Source organism: Acidovorax sacchari (assembly GCF_042847045.1).
GTDB lineage: Bacteria > Pseudomonadota > Gammaproteobacteria > Burkholderiales > Burkholderiaceae_C > Paracidovorax > Paracidovorax sacchari.
In genome coordinates, this window is sequence record NZ_AP035783.1 from 2,503,326 (window position 1) to 2,522,046 (window position 18,721).

18 protein-coding genes and 1 pseudogene are annotated in these 18,721 nt (G+C 70.2%); 14 read left to right on the forward strand and 5 right to left on the reverse strand.

Features of this window, described 5'->3' with window-relative positions; all coding sequences use genetic code 11:
- Positions 1 to 258: 258 nt before the first annotated feature.
- The 5 genes and pseudogenes from ACGHC0_RS11360 to ACGHC0_RS11380 all read right to left on the reverse strand — a co-directional run.
- Positions 259 to 891: pseudogene (locus ACGHC0_RS11360) on the reverse strand (DJ-1/PfpI family protein); the annotation flags it as partial.
- Entirely contained in the window at positions 803 to 1,231 is a 429-nt protein-coding gene (locus ACGHC0_RS11365; RefSeq protein ID WP_415268406.1) for a tyrosinase family protein, read from the reverse strand. The pseudogene ACGHC0_RS11360 and the gene ACGHC0_RS11365, both read right to left, overlap by 89 nt.
- Entirely contained in the window at positions 1,227 to 3,344 is a 2,118-nt protein-coding gene (locus ACGHC0_RS11370) for a multicopper oxidase family protein (RefSeq protein ID WP_415268255.1), read from the reverse strand. Before ACGHC0_RS11370 ends, ACGHC0_RS11365 begins: the two co-directional genes overlap by 5 nt.
- Before the next feature lie 102 nt (positions 3,345 to 3,446).
- Positions 3,447 to 4,019, reverse strand: coding sequence for a peroxidase-related enzyme (locus tag ACGHC0_RS11375; protein WP_107172334.1), 573 nt, complete (start codon positions 4,017 to 4,019; stop codon positions 3,447 to 3,449).
- A 49-nt stretch (positions 4,020 to 4,068) separates the two neighbouring features.
- The gene (locus ACGHC0_RS11380; RefSeq protein ID WP_415268256.1) at positions 4,069 to 4,923 is read right to left on the reverse strand and encodes an IclR family transcriptional regulator; all 855 of its coding nucleotides are present in this window, start codon (positions 4,921 to 4,923) and stop codon (positions 4,069 to 4,071) included.
- Between the two features lie 123 nt (positions 4,924 to 5,046).
- Here ACGHC0_RS11380 and ACGHC0_RS11385 point away from each other — a divergent pair, with 123 nt between their 5' ends.
- The 14 genes from ACGHC0_RS11385 to ACGHC0_RS11450 all read left to right on the forward strand — a co-directional run bounded on the left by ACGHC0_RS11385 (position 5,047) and on the right by ACGHC0_RS11450 (position 18,714).
- Positions 5,047 to 6,054, forward strand: coding sequence for a Bug family tripartite tricarboxylate transporter substrate binding protein (locus tag ACGHC0_RS11385; protein WP_368355313.1), 1,008 nt, complete (start codon positions 5,047 to 5,049; stop codon positions 6,052 to 6,054).
- A gap of 29 nt (positions 6,055 to 6,083) precedes the next feature.
- On the forward strand, positions 6,084 to 7,007 hold the full coding sequence (locus ACGHC0_RS11390) for an amidohydrolase family protein (RefSeq protein ID WP_415268257.1): 924 nt from the start codon (positions 6,084 to 6,086) through the stop codon (positions 7,005 to 7,007).
- A 33-nt stretch (positions 7,008 to 7,040) separates the two neighbouring features.
- Positions 7,041 to 8,078 (forward strand): Bug family tripartite tricarboxylate transporter substrate binding protein, encoded by a 1,038-nt coding sequence (locus ACGHC0_RS11395; RefSeq protein WP_415268258.1) that lies wholly within the window; start codon positions 7,041 to 7,043, stop codon positions 8,076 to 8,078.
- A 68-nt stretch (positions 8,079 to 8,146) separates the two neighbouring features.
- On the forward strand, positions 8,147 to 8,833 hold the full coding sequence (locus tag ACGHC0_RS11400; protein ID WP_368355316.1) for an RraA family protein: 687 nt from the start codon (positions 8,147 to 8,149) through the stop codon (positions 8,831 to 8,833).
- A complete protein-coding gene (locus ACGHC0_RS11405; RefSeq protein ID WP_368355317.1) occupies positions 8,830 to 9,765 on the forward strand; it encodes an NAD(P)-dependent oxidoreductase in 936 nt (311 codons plus the stop codon). Before ACGHC0_RS11400 ends, ACGHC0_RS11405 begins: the two co-directional genes overlap by 4 nt.
- A gap of 135 nt (positions 9,766 to 9,900) precedes the next feature.
- A complete protein-coding gene (locus ACGHC0_RS11410; protein WP_415268259.1) occupies positions 9,901 to 10,914 on the forward strand; it encodes a tripartite tricarboxylate transporter substrate binding protein in 1,014 nt (337 codons plus the stop codon).
- Positions 10,915 to 10,960: 46 nt separating this feature from the next.
- Positions 10,961 to 11,932: a Bug family tripartite tricarboxylate transporter substrate binding protein gene (locus ACGHC0_RS11415; protein WP_368355319.1), complete on the forward strand. Its 972-nt coding sequence runs from the start codon at positions 10,961 to 10,963 to the stop codon at positions 11,930 to 11,932.
- A 29-nt stretch (positions 11,933 to 11,961) separates the two neighbouring features.
- Positions 11,962 to 12,978, forward strand: a complete 1,017-nt coding sequence (locus ACGHC0_RS11420) for an MBL fold metallo-hydrolase (RefSeq protein ID WP_415268260.1) — start codon at positions 11,962 to 11,964, stop codon at positions 12,976 to 12,978.
- Positions 12,979 to 12,994: 16 nt separating this feature from the next.
- Entirely contained in the window at positions 12,995 to 13,987 is a 993-nt protein-coding gene (locus ACGHC0_RS11425) for a tripartite tricarboxylate transporter substrate binding protein (RefSeq protein WP_368355321.1), read from the forward strand.
- A 74-nt stretch (positions 13,988 to 14,061) separates the two neighbouring features.
- Positions 14,062 to 15,018 carry a Bug family tripartite tricarboxylate transporter substrate binding protein gene (locus tag ACGHC0_RS11430; protein WP_415268261.1) on the forward strand — a complete coding sequence of 319 codons (957 nt, stop codon included), beginning with the start codon at positions 14,062 to 14,064 and terminating at the stop codon, positions 15,016 to 15,018.
- 6 nt (positions 15,019 to 15,024) lie between these two features.
- Positions 15,025 to 15,927: an amidohydrolase family protein gene (locus ACGHC0_RS11435; RefSeq protein ID WP_415268262.1), complete on the forward strand. Its 903-nt coding sequence runs from the start codon at positions 15,025 to 15,027 to the stop codon at positions 15,925 to 15,927.
- Between the two features lie 31 nt (positions 15,928 to 15,958).
- Positions 15,959 to 16,882 (forward strand): SMP-30/gluconolactonase/LRE family protein, encoded by a 924-nt coding sequence (locus ACGHC0_RS11440; RefSeq protein WP_415268263.1) that lies wholly within the window; start codon positions 15,959 to 15,961, stop codon positions 16,880 to 16,882.
- Between the two features lie 3 nt (positions 16,883 to 16,885).
- A complete protein-coding gene (locus ACGHC0_RS11445) occupies positions 16,886 to 17,617 on the forward strand; it encodes an IclR family transcriptional regulator (protein WP_368355325.1) in 732 nt (243 codons plus the stop codon).
- 119 nt (positions 17,618 to 17,736) lie between these two features.
- The gene (locus ACGHC0_RS11450) at positions 17,737 to 18,714 is read left to right on the forward strand and encodes a Bug family tripartite tricarboxylate transporter substrate binding protein (protein ID WP_415268264.1); all 978 of its coding nucleotides are present in this window, start codon (positions 17,737 to 17,739) and stop codon (positions 18,712 to 18,714) included.
- The last annotated feature ends 7 nt before the right edge of the window (positions 18,715 to 18,721 follow it).

Genomic DNA, 18,721 nt, shown 5'->3' on the forward strand with positions numbered 1-18,721 from the left:
GGCAGGATGCGATCCCACGAGGAGCGCGGCATGCCTGCCTGCGGTCAGTTTGCCGAGGGGACGGTTGCCTGCTGCGGATAGAAGATCGGCTGGGCAGGGTCGCGATGCCAGCCGTATTCGGCGACCAGGGCCGCGATGCCAGCCGTATTCGGCGACCAGGGCCGCGGTTTCGGCTACCGCGCGGCCTGCGAGCCGGGACACGAGGTGCCAGGCCATGTCGGTGCCGGCGGAGACGCCGGCCGAGGTGACATGGTGGCCCGCATCCACCCAGCGCGATGTGTTGTCCCAAAGCACCCCGGGGCCGAAGCCGGCCACCCAGCCGAATGCCTGCTGGTTCGTGGTGGCCGGCTGTCCGTCCAGCAACCCCGCTTTGGCCAGCAGGGCCGCTCCGGTGCAGACGGAGGCGAGAACGGATACCCGGCCATCCATGGCGCGGAGCCAGTCCAGCAACTGCGCCAGTTCCTCCGTGCCGCCACCATCCAGCAGGTGGTTCACGCCCCGGCCTCCAGGCACCATCAGCAGGTCCGGCGGCTGCTCCAGCGCCTCGTCGCGGGACCGGTCCGGCACCACGCGTGGACCGTTGAAGCTTCGCACGGGAGCGGGCGTGCCGCCTGCTGCGGATCGGCATTCGTTGGAAATCAGCAGGATTTCGAAAGGGCACGGCCCTGGCGGCTGGCTGTAGCCGGTGCCGATGAAGCGGGCTATGGAGAACGCCTCGATGAAGCCCCAGACATCAAGCGGTTCGAAATCAGGAAACACCAGGATGCCGATGCGTTGCGTGCGTGGGAATTCGTCTGGGAAGTCATGGAGGTGGCCTGGGTGTGAGGGCGTAGGGGATGCGGTGCGGGTGTTGCCTTCCGGGGGCCACGGCACGCGCGGACGGAGGGTCACGGGTGGCGGACCGGCGCCAGAGCGGCGCTTCCCGCGCTGCCGGATCGAAGAGTGCCGAGAAATTGGCGAGGCGCTCCCGGTCGACCGGGCCGCTGATTTCCGAATAGATCTGGCGGATCACATCGGGCCCGACGAGACCGTCCGTGAGCGCATAGGGCCCCGTGAGCGCGTTGCGGTGCGGCATGGCGAACTGCAGGTTGCCCGCAAGCACTGCAGCCGCCCGCTCGTACATGTCCACGAAGCCGCGGCGCCACGGCAGGAAGACCCAGTCCCCGTGCGGGCAGTACTTGCATTGGGTCGTTTTTTCCCTGCATATCGGACCCGCGGCGATGGGCTCAATGCCGGTGGCCCGTGCTGGTGCCGCCGGCGCCGTCGGGCAGCGCCACGCGCACCAGCTGCATCATTCCCTGGTCTTCGTGGTCGAGGATGTGGCAATGCAGCACGTAGTCCCCGATGTAGCGCTGGTAGCGCGTCCGCACGATGACCGTGTACTTGCCCTTCGGATGCGTCTCGGTCGCACTGTTCTTGATCCAGAGCGTGTCCTTCCAGACGCCCTTGAGGCCTGGACACTGCGGATCGGCCGTGCCGTCGGAGGGATCGATGTCCCTGGCACCCGGCAGGGAGACGTCCTTGCCCTCTGGATCCATGATGCGGACCACCTGGAACGGGTTCACGTGGATATGGAAAGGGTGGCTCGCGAGGTCCGACTGGAGGGTCCATTCATCGACGCCGCCCAGGGTGAGCACGCGGTCGATGCGGCCGGGCTCGAATGGCTTGCCGTTCACCTGGAACTGGATCGGCTTCTGGTTCAGGTCGATGTTGAACGCCAGCAGCTGGGTGCCGGTGACTTCGCCATCCCCGATGGCGGGATGGGGCACGAAGCTTGTGAGCTTCAGCCCCTCGCGCAGATCGGAAACCACCTCCGGGCGCACGTCCGCAGGCATGTTGACGGCCGCTGCCGCTGCCAGCTCCCGGGCCAGGTAGGCCGATATGTCCTGTGGCACGGGGTTCCCGGGCGCCACGCCCCGTACCGTCGCCAGCAGCTGGCGTGAGGGCGTGCGCTGGTTCACGCTGGCCGACGGCGGCGCGGCCGCATTGATCACGCAGTAGTCGCCCGGCTCGGGAAAGACCATGAGCGTGTCCCAGCGGTAACCGGGCTGGTAGACGGTTTCCTTCGACGGCATGGCCGCTGCGGTCGTCAAGCCGTCGGCCGCGACCAGGTGCTGGGCAAGGGGGGCGCCCGTGCAGTACTGCGCGATGTAGGCGTCCTGCTCGCCGGGCTTCAGGCCCTCGGCGGTGGGTGCTCCGGAACGCATCTTGCGGAACTGCAGGTTGATGGTGTCGCGCACGCCGCCATGGATGGCGCGCCAGCGCTCGATCTGGCCGGCCCGCGCATTCCGGAACGTGGGCAGCACCTCGCCATTGATGCTGGTATAGCGGCCGGATTTCTCCCAGGTTTTCGGGCCGAACTGCGCCACGTCCCCGGGGCCGACGGCCGCGTAATGCTCGATGCCGCCCACGTCGCCCGGATCGCAGCGGTAGCTGCCATCCGCGTTGCGTTTGATGTAGTCGTTCTGGTCGCGGCAGGCGTACTGGATCTGCTGGAACACCAGTACCCGCTCGCGGAACGACTGCCGGGGCGTGGAGCGCAGCAGCGTGTCCAGGTCGCCGTTCTTCCCGGGGGCCGGGAGGCGGTTGCCGCGGACGACGAGCGCGCCCGCCATGCCGCTGGCGACCTGCAGCGCGGTCGAGCCGTGCCGGTGGGTGTGGTACCAATAGGTGCCCGCAGGGTGGTCCGACGGAATGTTGTATTCGTACTCGAAGCTCACCCCCGGATTGATCGAGATGAGCACGTTGTCGCCGTTGCCCGCAGGATTGACCCACAGGCCGTGGGTATGCAGGTTGGTGCCGTTGAAGCAGTGGGGCGTGTTGACGCCATCCTGCGGCTGGATGCAGCCGGCATCGGGCGGCAACCGGTTGTGGAGCCGCATGCGGATGGTGTCGCCTGGACGGACCTCCAGCATCGGCGAGACGAACGGCGTTCGGGGATTCACGCTCGAGCCCTGGTAGCTGCGCAGCCTGACCCGGTCGCTGCGCTGCGTGGCCGGATTCCAGAGGGTGCCCTCGGTGTAGACGACGTTCAGGTCGAGCGACGCCTCATGCGACGGCGACAGCGAGGCCGCGTTCAGGACGTTCGAGAACGGCTTGAGCCGCAGGGCCCTCGTGGCTGTGCCGGCGGCCTGTCCGCCGGCAGGCGGCTCCTGCAGCACGACGGCCTGGGGCGCCTTGCGCTGGAGCTCCAGCAGTGGGGGGTTTTCGAAGTCCCTGGCCGTGGCCGGATCGGCCTGGGCCCATGCGGGCGCTGTGGTGGTGCCGGCGACGATGGCGGCGATGGCGGCGATGGCGGCGAGCGATGGCAACGCCGCCCGTGTGCGATGAAGCACGGGTTCCATGGTTTTCCTCCCTCGATATGCAGGTCTTGCACGCGGGAATTCTTCGAGTCCCGTCGTGCAGCCAGTATGGATGAGCCAGGCCCGTCCGGTCAATGTCCTTCGTCAGCGCTGCCGAGGCACCCGCCCCATCAGGTAGAACTCCGGATTGGGCTGCATGCCCGCGAAGCTGGCCATGCGATTGGAGAGCCCGAAGAAGGCCGTGATGGCGGCGATGTCCCAGATGTCCTCGTCGTCGAAGCCGTGGGCGTGCAGCGCGGCGAAGTCGTCCTCGCCGATCGCCTGCGACTGCTGGCAGACCTTCATGGCGAAGTCGAGCATGGCGCGCTGGCGCGGCGTGATGTCGGCCTTGCGGTGGTTCACGGCCACCTGGTCGGCCACGAAGGGCTTTTTCTCGTAGATGCGCAGCAGCGCGCCGTGGGCCACGACGCAGTAGAGGCACTGGTTGGCCGCGCTGGTGGCGGTGACGATCATCTCGCGGTCGCCCTTGGTGAGCGAGCCTTCCTCCTTGAGCATCAGCGCGTCGTGGTAGGCGAAGAAGGCGCGCCATTCGGCGGGCCGGCGCGCGAAGGCCAGGAACACGTTCGGGATGAAACCGGCCTTTTCCTGCACTTCGAGGATGCGGGCCTGGATGTCCTCGGGCAGCGTGTTCAGTTCGGGAAGGGGGTAGCGGCTCACTGTGGTCGTCTCCTGTCGTCGTTCGAATGGGCGGTGAGCGAAAACGGTATCACGGATGCCAGTGGCTGGCGCGCACGCCGGTGCCCCCGGGCGCTGCCGCGCTGCCGGCCAGCGCGTACGACAGCTGGTTGGCCGCCGCGACCACGGTCTGCGCAAGCGCCTCGAGCTTTTCCGCCTGCAGCCGCGATGCGGGCCCCGAGATGCACACCGAGCCCAGCAGCCGCCAGTGCATCCCGAACACCGGTGCGGAGACCGTGGCCACGCCCTGTTCGCGCTCTCCGATGGACCAGTGGTATCCGCGCTGGCGGATGCGTTCGTACTCGGTGCCGGGAGCGCCGGAGAAGGCCAGGATCACGCGGCCCGGCGATCCCCGGTCCAGCGGAAGGCCTTCGCCCATGCGGGCATGGTGCCGCAGGGCCTGGGGGCCTTCCACGCGCACGAGGCAGGTGCGCACCTCGCCTTCCCGCACATAGAAGGCCGCGCTCTCTCCGGTGGCCTGCGTGAGGGCGCGCAGCGCCGGCTCCAGCACGTTCTGCACGTCGAAGCCCGCCTGGTAGCGCGCGCCCAGCCAGCCCGCGGCGGGCCCCAGCCGCCAGTCGCCGTCCTCGCGCTGCACCAGGTACCCGGACTGCGCCAGCGTGCGCGCGAGCCGCAGCACCGTGGTCTTGTGCAGCGCGCAGCGCCGGCTCAGTTCGGCGAGAGACAACCGGGATTCCCCCACGGCGAAGGCCGCGAGCACCTGCAATGCGCGCGTGACGGCGGTGACGCCGCCGTCGCGGGCGGTGGCGGGCGGCTCGGCGCCGCCGGCGTCGGAGGGCGATGCCTGCGGAGTGGATGCGGGCGAAGGGGAGGGGGGCGGAGCGGCGGAGATGGGCCGGGGTCGGGTGCGGGAAGGGTTGCTCATGGCAGTATGCGTTGCATTGTGCGAAACATCATTGTATGCAGCGAAACGTTTTTCTAAAGTCGCATCACGCCGGGCCTTCACCGCCACGGCGCCGGGCCGACAAACACAACGGAGACAACCGACATGCCTTACCTTCCGGCTTCCCGCCTTGCCCTGCCGCGCCGCGGCGCCCTGCTGCTGGCCCTGGCCGCCACCGCCGCCCTGAGCGCCGGCGGCGTGCACGCCCAGGCCGCCTATCCCAGCAAGCCCATCCGCCTCATCGTGCCGTTCCCGCCGGGCGGCGGTACGGACATGATCGCGCGCACCGTGGCGCAGAAGCTCACCGACCAGCACAAGTGGAACGTGGTGGTGGACAACCGCCCCGGCGCCGGCGGCAACCTGGGCGTGGACGCTGCGGCCAAGGCCGCGCCGGACGGCTACACGCTCGTCATGGGCCAGACCAGCAACCTGGCCATCAATCCCTCGCTCTACGCCAAGCTGCCCTACGACCCGCTCAAGGACCTGGTTCCGGTGGCGCTGGTGTCGTCCGCGCCGATCGTGATGGCAGCGCCCGCCAATTCGCCCTACAAGACCTTCGCCGACGTGGTGGCCGCCGCCAAGGGCAAGCCCGACGGCATCACGCTGGGCTACTCCGGGAACGGCACCGTGGCCCACCTGGCCGGAGAACTGGCCGAGAACGCCGCCGGCATCAAGCTGCGCCACGTGCCCTACAAGGGCGCCTCGCAGGCCATGACCGACCTGGTGGGCGGGCAGATCGACCTGTACATGTCGGCGGTGCCCACGCTTCTCGGCCAGGTGCGCAACGGCAAGCTGCGCGCGGTGGCGATCACCTCCCTCAAGCGCTCGGCCCAGCTGCCGGACACGCCCACGCTGGCCGAGTCCGGTTACAAGGATTTCGAGGCTGCATCGTGGTTCGGCGTGCTGGCGCCCGCGGGCACCCCCGCGCCGATCATCCAGACGCTCAACAAGGCCATCAACCAGGCGCTCGCCCAGCCGGACGTGGCCGAGAAGCTGAAGTCCGAGGGCGGCGACGTGCTGGGCGGCACGCCCGAGAAATTCAGCGCGCTGCTCAAGGCCGAAGTGCCCCGCTGGGCCAAGATCGTCAAGGATTCCGGCGCCAGCCTCGACTGATTCCGTCCGCCGCAATCCGACGCTGACGCATGACGCTCGCCATGGCCCGCGACGACAGCCCCGCCACGACCGTGCGCTTCTCGGCCGGCACCGCCGCGCCCCGTACGCCGGTGCCTGCGGGCGCCTGCGACTGCCACGTCCACCTGTATGACAGCCGCTTTCCGGCCCACCCCGCGGCCCGCCTGCGGCCGCCGGACGCGTGCGTGGAAGACCTGCGCGCGCTGCAGCGGCGCATCGGCACCACGCGCGCCGTGCTGGTCACGCCCTCCACCTACGGAACCGACAACCGCTGCATGCTGGAAGGACTGGCGGCATTCGGGGCCGATGCGCGCGGTGTGGCGGTGATCGGCGGCCAGGAGAGCGATGCCGAACTGCTGCGCCTGCACGAGGCGGGTGTGCGCGGCGTGCGGCTCAACCTGTCGCTGGGCGTGGCCGGCACGGTGGATTCGCTGCTGCCGCTGGCGCGGCGCATCGCGCCGCTCGGCTGGCATCTGCAACTGCTGATGGCACCGGACCTGCTGGTCGAACAGGCGGGCGTGCTGCGCCAGCTGCCGGTGCCGCTGGTGTTCGATCACTTCGGACGCATTGCGCCCGCGCTCGCCGGCCGCCACCCCGCCCATGCGCTGCTGCTGGAGCTGCTGCAGGACGGGCGCGCCTGGGTGAAGCTGTCCGGCGGCTACATCGTGAGCGAACGGCATGCGGTGGACGACCCGGCGCTGGACGCGCTGGCCGCCGGCTACCTGCGCGCGGCGCCGGAGCGCGTGGTCTGGGGCAGCGACTGGCCCCACGCCACGGCCACGGCCGGCGTTCAGCCGCTGCCCGACGACGCGCTGCAGGTGGACCGCCTGGCCGACTGGGCGCGGCAGGCGGGCGATCGCGCCGCGCTGCAGCGCGTGCTGGTGGACAACCCGGCGGCTCTCTACGGTTTCTCCCCCGTGCAGGCCGCGCCCTGAATTCCCTTCACAACAACCACAAAGAGACAAGCCATGACCGACTCCCTTCATCCATCGACGTCTCCCGCGGGTGCCGCCGGCATCGGCCGCCGCAGCCTGATCGCCTCCGCGGGCGCGCTGCTGCTCGGCTCCCTGGCCGCGGCGCCCCGGCCCGCGATCGCGCAATCCGACTGGCCCGCCGGCAAGATCATCACCTGGGTCGTGCCGTACCCGCCGGGCGGCGGCACCGACGTGCTGGGCCGCAACGTGGCGCAGCGACTGGGCCCGGCCCTGAACACCAACGTGATCGTGGACAACCGGGCCGGCGCCACCGGCACCATCGGCGCCGCCTTCGTGGCCAAGGCCGCCCCCGATGGCACCACGCTGCTCGGCACCACGATCGGCCCGCAGGCCATCGCGCCGCACCTCCTGGGCAAACTGCCATACGATCCGATTTCCGGCTTCGAGCCGGTGGTGACGATCGGCACCATCCCGCACATCCTGGTCGTGAACGCGGACCAGCCCTTCAAGACCGTGGCCGACCTCGTGGCCGCGGCCAAGGCGCAGCCCGGCCAGCTGGCCTATGCGTCCGGCGGCAACGGCACCATCCTGCAGATGCAGGGTGAACTGCTGCAGCAGCAGACCGGCGCGCGCTTCATCCATGTGCCTTACAAGGGCGACACGCCTGCCCTGCAGGACACACTGGCCGGCCAGGTGCAATTCATGTTCGCGCCCGCGGCCGCCGCGCTGCCGCACGTGCAGGCCGGCAAGCTGCGCGCGCTCGCCGTCACCTCCGCGCAGCGGCTCCAGGCGCTGCCCGCCGTCCCCACCATGGGGGAGGCCGGCATGAAGGATTTCGTGGTCGAGCAGTGGCAGGGCGTGTTCGCGCCTGCCAGAACGCCCGCCGCCGTGGTGCAGCGCCTCAACCAGGAAATCAACAAGGTTCTGAAAGATCCGGCTGTCGTGGCCCTGGCCGACAAGCTGGGTGTGACGCTGGTCGGCGGCACGCCCAAGCAGCTGGGCGATCTGCAGAAGGCCGATTCCGCCAAGTGGGCGAAGGTCATCAAGGACGGAAACATCAAGGCCGATTGAAGCCGCAGCCGTTCCTCCCGCGCTCTTTTTTCTTCTCCTCTTTCTCCATCGCATTGGAAACAACCACTATGAGCCAACTCCCCGAAGTCATCCGCGACATCGAGCGCGTGAGCGCCGACGTCGTCGCCAAAGCCGCGACCTTCCAGGCCGCCATCCTGGCCGACGTGGCCGGCCGCCGCGGCACCATGCACGCCCGCGTGTCCCCCGTGCAGCAGGACATGAAGGTGGCGGGCCCGGCCTTCACCGTCGAGGTGCGCCCCGGCGACAACCTCATGATCCACGCGGCCATCGCTCTGGCCAGGCCCGGCGACGTGCTGGTGATCGATGGCAAGGGCGACCAGACCGCCGCGCTGATGGGCACGCTGATGCTCAGCGCCTGCAAGAAGATCGGCCTGGCCGGCGTGATCGTCGATGGCGCGATCCGCGACAAGCTGGAGATCCTGGAACTCGACTTCCCCGTGTTCAGCGCGGGCTTCAATCCTGCCGGGCCCACCAAGTTCGTGCCCGGCCGAATCAACCACCCCATCTCCGCCGGCGGCGCCGTGGTGAACCCGGGCGACCTGGTGGTGGGCGATGCCGACGGCGTGGTGGTGATCGAGCGCGCCAAGGCCCCCGCCATGATGGCCCTGGCCGACAAGAAGGTGGCCGACGAGGCCGCACGCATCGAGGCCATCGCCCGCGGCGACACGGCATCGAAGTGGCTGCCGGCCGCACTGCGCGCCGCCGGCGTGCTCAAGGAAGGGGAAACGCTGTGAGCGCCCGTACCATCATCATCACCGGCGCCGACCTGGCGCAACAGGCCCTGGATCTGCTCGAGGGTTTCGAGATCGTCTATGCCGGCAAGACGCCCACCGAGGACGACCTCGTGGCGCTGTGCCGCCAGCATGACCCGGTAGCCATGATCGTGCGCTACGGCAAGGTGGGCGCGGCCGTGATGGACGCGGCGCCGTCGCTCAAGGTGATCTCCAAGCACGGCAGCGGCACCGACACCATCGACAAGGTCGCGGCGAAAGCGCGCGGCATCGAGGTGGTGGCCGCCGTGGGTGCCAACGCCGCCGCGGTCGCCGAGCAGGCGCTGGCGCTGCTGCTGGCCTGCGCCAAGTCGGTGGTGGAGCTGGATGCGCGCATGCATGCCGGCCACTGGGACAAGGCCACGCACAAGAGCCTGGAGCTGGGCGGCCGCACCGTGGGCCTGGTGGGCCTGGGCGCCATCGGCCTGCGCTTCGCGAAGATGGCCGATGCGCTCGGCATGCGGGTGATCGGCTTCGATCCGTTCGCGAAGAACCTGCCGGACTACGTGCAGAGCGTGTCGCTCGAATCCATCTGGCGCGAGTCGGATGCGATTTCGCTGCATTGCCCGCTGACCGACGAGAACCGCGGCATGCTGAACGCGGCCACGCTGGCGCAGTGCAAGCGCGGCGTGATCGTGGTGAACACCGCGCGCGGCGGCCTGATCGACGAGGCGGCGCTGCTGGAGGCCGTGCGTTCCCGTCATGTGATGGCGGCGGGCCTGGACAGCTTCGCCGTGGAGCCGATGACCGCCGGCCACCCGTTCCAGGGAGAGAAGCACTTCGTCCTCTCGCCGCACATCGGCGGAGTGACCAGCGATGCCTATGTGAACATGGGCGTGGGCGCGGCGAAGAACCTGCTGGCCGTGCTGGAGCGTGCTCCGGCCATGGCGGGCTGACCGGCGAAAGACCGGCGGTGACAGGAGGGCGCGCCGCAGGTGCGCGCCCGATCCGGGGCCGGGCCCGTGTCCGGCCCCGGAGCAGAACGAAAACACGAAGAGGCGGCCTTGCGCAGCCCTGGACCGGAGACATCCATGCATTCAAGAATCCATCCGAGATGGCCTGCAGCGCTTGCCGTGCAGGCACTGGCTGCCATCACTGTCGCATTCGGCGCCGCCAGCCCGCAGGCGGTGCAGGCCCAGCCGCAGGGCGCGTGGCCCGACAAACCCATCAAGCTCGTCGTGCCGTACCCGGCGGGCGGCAACGCCGACAACACGGCACGCCTGCTGGCCACGCAGCTGTCCGAGCGCCTGGGCCAGCAGGTCGTGGTGGACAACCGCCCCGGCGGCAGCGGCACCATCGGCGCGGCGGCCGTCGCCAAGGCGCAGCCCGACGGCTACACGCTGCTGCTGGACGCCACGGCCTTCACCGTCAATCCGAGCCTGTTCGCCAAGCTGCCTTACGACACGGCCAAGGACTTCGCCCCCATCTCGCTCGTCATGCAGGCGCCGCTGCTGATGGTGGTGCCCGCCGCGTCGCCCTTCAAGGCCGTGGCCGACGTGGTGCAGGCCGCCAAGGCGAAGCCGGGCCTGCTGACCTATGCCTCGGCCGGCAATGGCGGCGCGCAGCATCTGGCCGGCGAACTGTTCAAGCAGGGCGCCCATGTGTCGATGACGCACATTCCCTACCGCGGCGGCGCGCCCGCGCTCACCGACCTGATCGGCGGCCAGGTGGATCTGATGTTCAGCGCCACCACGGCCAGCGGCCCGTTCGTCAGGAGCGGCAAGCTGCGAGCGCTCGCCGTGACCTCGGCCCAGCGCGCGCCGGGCTGGGAGCAGGTGCCCACGGTGGCCGAGTCCGGCCTGCCGGGCTTCCAGGTCAATGAGTGGAACGGCCTGTTCGCGCCCGCAGGAACGCCCCAGCCCATCCTGCAGCGCCTGGAGACGGAAACCCGCTCGGTCGTCGCCAGCCCCGAAATGAAGAAGCGCTTCGCGGAACTGGGTGTGCAGGGCGTCGGGTCCAGCGCGCAGGAGTTCAAGGCGTTCGTGCAATCGGAAACCGCGCAGTGGGCCCGGGTGATACGCACGGGCGGCATCCGCATGGACTGAAGCCGCCACGCGCGTTCGCCTCACACACCGAAGGAGACAGATCCCCATGACCCGCATGACATTCCCCCTGGCCGCCGCGCTCGTGCTGGCCTGCACCGCCATGGGCGTGCAGGCGCAACAGGCCTATCCCGACAAGCCCGTCAAGATCGTGGTGCCCTATCCGCCAGGCGGTGCCGTGGACCAGGTGACCCGCCGCATCGCGCAGAAGCTGACCGAGCAGACCGGCCAGAGCTTTTTCGTGGAGAACAAGGCCGGTGCCACCGGCACCATCGGTGCGGCGCAGGTGGCACGTTCGCCTGGCGACGGCTACACGCTCATGGCCAACGACACGACCTACTCGATCCTCCCGCAGGTCTTCAGGAAGCTGCCCTGGGACCATGCGCAGGACCTCGTGCCCGTGGCCGGCTTCAATTTCGCACCCACCGCGGTGGTGGTGGCGGCCGGCTCGCCATTCAAGACGCTGGGCGAGATGGTGGCTTATTCGCAGGCCCATCCCGGCAAGCTGAACTACGGCACCGGCGGCGCCGGCACCATGCCGCACTTCGCCACCGCGGCACTGGAGGGCGCCAGCGGGTTGAAAGCCACGCACGTGCCATTCAAGGGCGCGGGCGAGGCCACGATGGCGCTGCTGAGCGGCACCATCGACTTCCAGATCGCCTCCACCCCCGGCGTGATGGGGCAGGTGCGGGGTGGCAAGGTGCGGCTGCTGGCCGTGAGCGGCGACCAGCGCCTCAAGGCGCTGCCCGACGTGCCCACCTTCGCGCAGGCCGGCGTGCCGGGCTACAAGGTCGTCAACTTCACGGGGCTGTGGGCTCCGCGCGGTACGCCCGGCCCCGTGCTGGAAAAGCTCCGCAGCGAGATCGCCACGGCCATGGCCAGCAGCGACGTGCAGGCGTTTGCCGACGATCTGGGCGCGGTGCCCCGCGTGGTGAGCGGCAAGGCGTTCAGCGACAAGCTCCAGGCCGATGGCCAGCTGTGGGAAGCCGTGGCCGCCAGGGTGAGCATCGACAAGCAGTGAGCGCATCGGCCCGGCCAGGAGACAAGACCATGATCCACCGACTTTCCCGCGGACTGCTCGCCGGAGCACTCGCTGCCGCCCTGTGGGGCTGCGGCAGTTCGCCGCCGGCCGCGCAGCGGCCATCCGAGGCCAGCATTGCGGCCCATGTCGCAGCGGCCACGCGCGCCGCAGGCAGCGACCTGGGCGAGGTGCTGAAGCTGTGCAAGCCCGTGCCCGCCGTCCGGCCGGGGCAGGGCGAGGATGCCGACCACGGGCTGCGAGCCCTCATCGACCGTCCGGCACCGCCGCCCGGCCGTGCCTTCGACAACCTCTACTTTGTGGGCGGCGACTGGGCCAGTGCCTGGGCCATCGACACGCCCGAGGGCATCATCCTGATCGATGCGCTCAACAACGAGGCCGAGGCCGCCGCGCTGATCGAGGGCGGCCTGCGCAAGCTGGGACTGGATCCGGCGCGCATCCGCTACATCGTGGTCACCCACGGCCATGGCGACCACTACGGCGGTGCGCCCTACCTGGCGCACAAGTACGGTGCCCGCGTGGTGATGAGCGACACGGACTGGACCATGATGGAGACGGGGCTGGAGTTCCGCGCGGCCGTCTGGGGCGCGCCGCCGCGGCGCGATATCACGGTCAGGGATGGAGACCGCCTGACGCTGGGTGGCACGAGCCTGACGCTGTACATGACGCCGGGCCACACCTGGGGCACGCTCTCGCCGGTGTTCGACGTCACCTGGCTGGGCCGCAGGCACCGCGTTCTGCTGTGGGGTGGCACCGGCTTCAATTTCGGTGCCGACATTCCGCGCATGGAGGCCTATGGCCGCTCCACGCAGCGCATGGCGCAGGTGGCGCGCACCGAAGGCATCGACGTGATGCTGTCCAACCATTCGCGCGTGGACGGCTCCCAGGGCAGGCTGGCCCGGCTGCGCGAGGTGGGCGGCACCGGTCCCAATCCCTTCGTGGTGGGCGAGCCGACGGTCGAGCGCACGCTCACGGTGATGAACGAATGCTCGCTGGCCCAGCGCGACCGCTTTGCGCTGCTGCCCTGACGCGCTGGATACCGCCATGTACCTCTCCTCCTTCAAGACCTCGCGCATTCTTGCCGCTGGTGTGTTCGCCGCCTGGGCATTCGCCGCCACGGCCCAGGCGCAGGCGCAGGTCTATCCCGCCAAGCCCGTCAGGCTGGTGGTCGGCTTCGCGGCCGGCGGCCCCACCGACGTGGTGGCGCGCGCCTTCGCCGACCATGCCAGCCGCACGCTGGGCCAGCCGTTCATCATCGACAACAAGCCCGGCGCCAACACGATCCTGGCCGCGCAGGCGGTGGCCAGCGCGCCGGCGGACGGCTACACACTGCTCTTCGGTGCCACCAACCACACGATGATCCCGGGGCTCTACAGCGGCCGGGTGAAGTTCGATGCGGTCAAGTCCTTCAGGCCGCTGTGCACCGTGGCCACCAGCCCCACGGTGCTGGTGGTGGGGCAGGGCCTGCCGGTGAAGACGCTGGCCGACTACATGGCCCGCGCCCGCCAGGAACCGGGCCGCCTCACGGCGGGCACCGCGGGCGTGGGCAGCTCGGGCCACTTCGCCACCGAGATGTTCGCGCGGGCCAATGGCCTGAAACTCAACCACGTGCCTTACAAGGGAGCCGCGCCCGTGGTCACCGACCTGATGGGTGGTCAGCTCGACAGCTCGTTCGCCACGCTGGGCTCGGTGCTGCCGCAGATTCGCAGTGGCAAGCTGGCGGCGCTGGCCGTGGCGTCGCCCCGGCGGTCGTCGCTGCTGCCGGACGTGCCCACCTTCGCCGAAGCCGGCGGCGGCAACTACTCCGCCGATGCGTGGTACGGCGTGCTGGCGCCAGCCGGCCTCCCCGAGCCCGTCGCGCTGCAACTGGAAAAGGTGGCGCGCGAATTCGCAGGCAGCGCCGCTGCTGCCGAGAAGCTGCGCGGCCTGGGGCTCGACGCGGACTCCACCTGCGGCAAGGCCTTCACCGCGCAGGTGGAGCGCGAAGTCGCCACCTACACGCAGATCGCCCGTGATCTGGACCTGAAGGCGGAGTAGCCGCGCACTGCCTGCGCCCGCTGCCACCGCATCGGGACACCTCTTTCCGTTGATTGAAAACCCAAGGAGACCCCATGCACCGTTTCATCAAACCCCTCGTCGCGGCCATCGCCCTGGCCGCCGGACTGGCCCACGCCGCCTTCCCGGAGCGCCCCATCACCATCGTCGTGCCCTATGCCCCGGGAGGCGCCGCCGATGCGGTGGCGCGCGTGATCGCCACGCGCATGGGCGCCAGGCTGGGCGGCAGCGTGATCGTGGACAACAAGCCGGGCGCCAGCGGCACCATCGGCGCGAGCTTCGTGGCCAAGGCGCAGGCCGACGGCTACACCATGCTGTACGACGCCACGCCGTACTCCATCAATCCGCACCTGTTCCCCAGGATGCCGTATGCGGCCAGCGCGCTCCAGCCGCTGTCGCTGGTGCTGCTGGCGCCCAACGTGCTCATCGTGAAGGCCGATTCGCCCCTCAAGACTGTGAACGACCTGATCGCCCGGGCCAAGGCGCAGCCGGGCAAGCTCAACTTCGCCTCCGGCGGCAGCGGCACGGTGCAGCGCCTGGCCTCGGAGCTGTTCCGCCAGAAACTGCAGCTCGACATGGTGCACGTGCCCTACAAGAGCGGCGGCCCCGCGATCGCCGACGTGATGGGCGGGCAGGTGGACTTCATGTTCAGCACCGTGGCGGCCTCCTATCCGCTGGTCGCGGGCGGCAAGCTGCGCGCGCTGGCCGTGTCCGCTCCCGAGCGCTCCAGGCGCCTGCCCGACGTGCCCACCGTGGCCGAGACGGTGATCCCCGGCTACGAGGCCTACGAATGGAACGGCGTGTTCCTGCCCGCCGGCACGCCCGCGCCCGTTGCCGCGCAGTTGCAGCAGGCACTGACCGAAGTGCTGAAGGAAGACGAGGTGCGCCAGCGCCTGAGCGACCTGGGCGCGCAGCCCATCGGCTCCACGCCGGCCGAGTTCGCCGCCTTCCTGAAAAAGGAAGATGCAAAGTGGGGCGAGGTAGTGCGCAAAGGCAACATCCAACTCGACTAGAACACGATGAATCTGCCCGACCTCTCCGAACCCGTGCCCCATTCGGTGGGAACGAACCGTCCCTCGCGCGCGCTGCCCGCGCTGGCCAGCGACAGCCACATGCACATCTTCGACCGGCGGTTCGCGCCGTCGCCGCACTGGCCGCGCACGCCGCCCGATGCGCCGGTGGCCGCCTACCGCCGGCTGCAGCAGCGGCTGGGCACGTCGCGCGCGGTGGTGGTCACGCCGTCCACCTACGGCACCGACAACGCCTGCACGCTCGACGCGCTGGACCAGCTGGGCGACAGCGCGCGCGGCGTGGCCGTGGTCGGGCAGGACGTCTCCGGCGCCGAGCTGTCCCGCCTGGCGGCGCGGCGGGTGCGGGGGCTGCGCGTCAACTTCGTCTCGCCGCAGTCCTGGGGCGAGACCACGCCCGACATGCTGGCCAACCTGGCGCGGCAGGTGGCGGGCCACCCGGACTGCGGGGGCTGGCACATCCAGGTGTTCGCGCACCCGGAGCAGATCGTGGCGCTGGCGCCCCTGCTGCGGGCATTGCCCCTGCCACTGGTCATCGACCACCTGGGGCGCATCGACCCGGCCGGAGGCACGGCCGGCGCGGCCTACAGCGTGCTGCGGGGGCTGCTGGACGCCGGCAACACCTGGGTCAAGCTCTCGGGCGCCTACATGCGCTCCACGGTGCACGGTCCCGGCTATGCGGATACGCTGCCCCTGGGCCGCGCCCTGGTGCAGGCCGCGCCGCAGCGGCTGGTGTGGGGCAGCGACTGGCCTCACACCACCGAGGCGCCCGGCACCGTGGACGATGCGGCGCTGGTGGACCTGCTGCGTGCCTGGGCCGGCTCGGACGCCGCGATGGATGGCATCCTGGTCGACAACCCGGCGCGGCTCTACGGTTTCGGCGTCGCGGCCTGAGCGCTGTTTCCAAGGAAAGGAACCCCTCTTCATGTTCTTGCTGCAAGCCCCCCAGATCCGCGAGCTCGAAGCCTTCACGGCCATGCCCGCATCCCTGCGGCGCCCGGAACGCAGCGACTGGGCCGACGCAAACCGCGGCGGCACGGTCACCGATTCGTTCCTCGAAGGCCCGGTGTTCGACGAGGCCGGCAACCTCTACGTGAGCGACATCCCCTGGGGCCGCATCTTCCGCATCGACCCGCAGGGTGCCTGGAGCCTCGTGGCCGAATACGACGGCGAGCCCAACGGCATGAAGTTCCTCGACGCCGGCACGCTGCTCATCACCGACTACAAGAACGGGCTGATGCGGCTGGACGTCGCCACCGGCCAGGTAACCCCCTATCTGCAGCGCCGCAACAGCGAGCGCTTCAAGGGCGTGAACGACCTGGTCTTCGATGCCGAGGGCAACCTCTACTTCACCGACCAGGGGCAGAGCGGCCTGCACGATCCGTCCGGGCGCCTCTACCGCCTGCGCCCCAACGGCCAGCTCGACCTGCTGCTGCACAACGTGCCCAGTCCCAACGGCGTGGCGCTCTCGCCCGACGGCCGCGTGCTGTACCTGGCCGTCACGCGCGGCAACTGCGTCTGGCGCGTGCCGCTGCTGCCCGACGGCAGCGTGGCCAAGGTGAGCCAGTTCTTCACGTCCTACGGGCCCAGCGGCCCGGACGGTCTGGCCGTGGACGCCGAGGAGGGGCGCGTGCTGGTCGCCAACCCGGGCCTGGGGGTGGTCTGGGTGCTCAATGGCCGGGCGGAGCCGGTGCAGGTGCTGCGCGGCGTGCCCGGCAGCTCCACCACCAATCTCGCCTTCGGCGGGGAAGGGCGGCGCACGCTGTACGTGACCGACTCCACGCATGGCCGCGTGCTGCGCGCGTCCATGGACGCGCCGGGGCTCCCGCTGCACGGGGCCGCGCGCTGAGCCATGCCGCAGCCGGGGGCCAGGGAGCCGGTCCAGTCCGTGGCGCGCGCGCTGGCGGTGCTGCGGGCGTTCTCCGGCGACGAGGCCTTCGTGCCGCTGGCCGAACTGGCGCGGCGCACCGGCCTGCACAAGCCCACCGTGCTGCGCCTGGCGCGCACCCTGGCCGACGAGGGGTTCCTCGTGCAGCGCGCTGCCGATGGCGCATGGCGCCTGGGGCCCGGCGCGGGAGCGATCGGTGCACGCTACCAGGCGCAATTCGACGTCAATGCCATCATCGAGCCGCTGCTCATGGAGCTGTCCGCGGCCACGGGCGAGAGCGCGTCCTTCCATGTTTACGAGGGCGACATCCGCAGCTGCCTCGTGCGCTGCGAAGGGCCGCGCGGCATACGCCGCCATGTGCGTCCCGGCGAGCTGCTGCCGCTGGAGCGCGGCTCGGCCGGCCGCGTGATCCTGGCCGCCCTCGGTGAGCACGGCGCCCTCTACGACCGGATCCGGCGCGAAGGCTACGGCATCACGCGCGGCGAGCGCAGCGCGGGCGCGGCCAGCGTGTCGGCTGCCGTGCAGGGCGCGCAGCGCGCGGTGCTGGGCTCGGTCAGCATCTCCGGCCCCATCGACCGCCTGACCCAGGCGCTGCTGCAGGCCTGTGCACCGGCCGTGGTGCGTACGGCGGCGCAGCTGTCCTGGAAGCTGGGGGGCGTCTCGGTGGCGGCGCTGCGCTCCACCTGGCATCCGTGATGCATCAGGGCCCGCATCCAGCCGCGTTACGCCTGCCGTAACGCGCTTCGCGGCGCTCCGCTTCGTTCCTACGATCGCGCCGCGGCCCCACTTCGAGGGCCTTCAGGAGACACACCGTGATGACGAAGCGAGCCCTTTTCGGCGCAGCCCTGTGCGCGTGCACTGCCTTGATCGCCCCGCCGGCCCTGGCCCAGGCGGACCCCTATCCCGCAAAGCCCATCCGCGTGGTCGTTCCGTTCGCCGCGGGCGGCCCTGCCGACGTGATCGCCCGCGAAATGGCGCAATCGCTCGGCAGGGACCTGGGGCAATCGCTGGTGGTGGAGAACCTGGGCGGTGGCGCCGGCGTACCGGCGCTGAACACCGTGGCGCGGGCGCCAGCCGACGGCTACACGCTGCTGTTCGCGGCATCGGGCAACGTGGTGATCCAGCCGTTGCTGACCAGGAACCGCGTGGACGTCCTCGCGCAGCTCGCGCCCGTGGGCATGGTGACCACCAGTCCGCACGTGCTGGTGGTGTCCAGCAAGCTGCCCGTGCGCACGGTGAAGGAGTTGACCGATTACGCCCGGGCGCATCCCGGAGCGGTGAATTTCGCGTCCGCCGGCGTGGGCGGGCTGGCGCACCTGGGTGCCGAGATGTTCAAGCGTGCTGCGGGCATCGACGCGCGGCATGTGCCCTACAAGGGAACCTCCCAGGCGATGACCGACCTGGCCGCGGGCGAGGTCCAGGCCATGTTCAGCAGCCTGCCCTCGATGAAGGGAATGATCGACAAGGGCGCGATCCGCGTGGTGGGGGTCACCGGGCCGTCCACCTCCGCCGCGTACAAGGACATCCCCCTCATCGGCAAGGCGGGCGTGCCCGGTTTCGAATACACGACGTGGTATGCCCTGTACGCGCCGGCGGGCACGCCCGCACCGGTCATCGCCCGGCTGGGCAAGGCCCTGTCCGGGCTGGCGGCCGACAAGGCGTTCGACAGCCGGCTGGAGGCCCAGGGCGTGGACCTGCACGTGACCTCGGCCAGGGAGCTCGGCGACATCACGCGCAAGGAGTCGGCAGGGTGGGACAAGCTGATCCGCGAGTCCGGCATCGAGCTGAACTGACCCCCCC

Excerpts from the sequence above, each read along its gene's own strand:
- ACGHC0_RS11370 (WP_415268255.1), bottom strand. The coding sequence starts at position 3,344 with ATGGAACCCGTGCTTCATCGCACACGGGCGGCGTTGCCATCGCTCGCC.
- ACGHC0_RS11380 (WP_415268256.1), bottom strand. The coding sequence starts at position 4,923 with ATGAGCAACCCTTCCCGCACCCGACCCCGGCCCATCTCCGCCGCTCCG.
- ACGHC0_RS11385 (WP_368355313.1), top strand. The coding sequence starts at position 5,047 with ATGCCTTACCTTCCGGCTTCCCGCCTTGCCCTGCCGCGCCGCGGCGCC.
- ACGHC0_RS11390 (WP_415268257.1), top strand. The coding sequence starts at position 6,084 with ATGACGCTCGCCATGGCCCGCGACGACAGCCCCGCCACGACCGTGCGC.
- ACGHC0_RS11395 (WP_415268258.1), top strand. The coding sequence starts at position 7,041 with ATGACCGACTCCCTTCATCCATCGACGTCTCCCGCGGGTGCCGCCGGC.
- ACGHC0_RS11400 (WP_368355316.1), top strand. The coding sequence starts at position 8,147 with ATGAGCCAACTCCCCGAAGTCATCCGCGACATCGAGCGCGTGAGCGCC.
- ACGHC0_RS11410 (WP_415268259.1), top strand. The coding sequence starts at position 9,901 with ATGCATTCAAGAATCCATCCGAGATGGCCTGCAGCGCTTGCCGTGCAG.
- ACGHC0_RS11415 (WP_368355319.1), top strand. The coding sequence starts at position 10,961 with ATGACCCGCATGACATTCCCCCTGGCCGCCGCGCTCGTGCTGGCCTGC.
- ACGHC0_RS11420 (WP_415268260.1), top strand. The coding sequence starts at position 11,962 with ATGATCCACCGACTTTCCCGCGGACTGCTCGCCGGAGCACTCGCTGCC.
- ACGHC0_RS11425 (WP_368355321.1), top strand. The coding sequence starts at position 12,995 with ATGTACCTCTCCTCCTTCAAGACCTCGCGCATTCTTGCCGCTGGTGTG.
- ACGHC0_RS11430 (WP_415268261.1), top strand. The coding sequence starts at position 14,062 with ATGCACCGTTTCATCAAACCCCTCGTCGCGGCCATCGCCCTGGCCGCC.
- ACGHC0_RS11435 (WP_415268262.1), top strand. The coding sequence starts at position 15,025 with ATGAATCTGCCCGACCTCTCCGAACCCGTGCCCCATTCGGTGGGAACG.
- ACGHC0_RS11440 (WP_415268263.1), top strand. The coding sequence starts at position 15,959 with ATGTTCTTGCTGCAAGCCCCCCAGATCCGCGAGCTCGAAGCCTTCACG.
- ACGHC0_RS11445 (WP_368355325.1), top strand. The coding sequence starts at position 16,886 with ATGCCGCAGCCGGGGGCCAGGGAGCCGGTCCAGTCCGTGGCGCGCGCG.
- ACGHC0_RS11450 (WP_415268264.1), top strand. The coding sequence starts at position 17,737 with ATGACGAAGCGAGCCCTTTTCGGCGCAGCCCTGTGCGCGTGCACTGCC.